Annotated in this window: 1 protein-coding gene and 1 pseudogene; one reads left to right on the top strand and one right to left on the bottom strand. The window is 43.2% G+C overall.

Going from position 1 to position 632, the window contains the following annotated elements:
- Positions 1-405: LysR family transcriptional regulator (locus tag R7Q11_RS27275; protein ID WP_225467120.1), on the bottom strand; the 405-nt coding region annotated here is incomplete at its 3' end.
- Positions 406-511: 106 nt separating this feature from the next.
- Here R7Q11_RS27275 and R7Q11_RS27270 point away from each other — a divergent pair.
- A pseudogene (locus tag R7Q11_RS27270) lies at positions 512-632 on the top strand (Bcr/CflA family drug resistance efflux transporter); the annotation flags it as partial.

The raw sequence follows: 632 nt of genomic DNA, 5'->3' as shown, positions 1-632 counted from the left end.
CCAAGGATGCGTACTGATGGTGACGCCGGGCGCCTGTTGAAAAATCGCTGGTAAGAAATGCGGCAAGATTAATGGGTAGACACTTTCCACCGCTGCAATTTGAAAACGGTATTCACTGCTTTGGGGCGAAAACTCTTCTGGCTGGGTCAGCACTTCTAATTGGTTAATCAACAGATCCAGTTTCGGTTTGAGGAACAATGCACGTGGTGTTGGCGTTAATCCATGTGAGTTACGCGTAAACAATGGATCATCAAATTGAATGCGAAGTTTGGCTAATGATTTGCTCACCGCGGATTGGCTAAGGCACAGTCGATGCGCTGCTCGAGTCACGTTAAGCTCTTCAATTAACACTTTAAAACAGACCAGTAAGTTCAGGTCGAGACGAGCGAGCTTTTCTATGTTCACGGTGAATTTCCTCTGGGGAATAATGGTCATGATTATACATCATTTCCATTCATATCATCAGATGATTAAGCTCTCTGCAAAGTTCTTGTTCAATTTGGAGTGTTGTGTGTCTAGCCATATTTCTAATAGTAAAAAACAAATGGCGTTGTTGACCCTTTTGGTTCTTTTCAGTCCGCTTGCGATTGATATCTATCTACCTGCGTTACCTCTTATCGCTTCAACTTTTC

The sequence above is a fragment of the Vibrio sp. 970 genome, from assembly GCF_033339075.1.
Note: the sequence above shows the minus strand (reverse complement) of the source record. Positions and strands in the feature narration are given on the sequence as shown.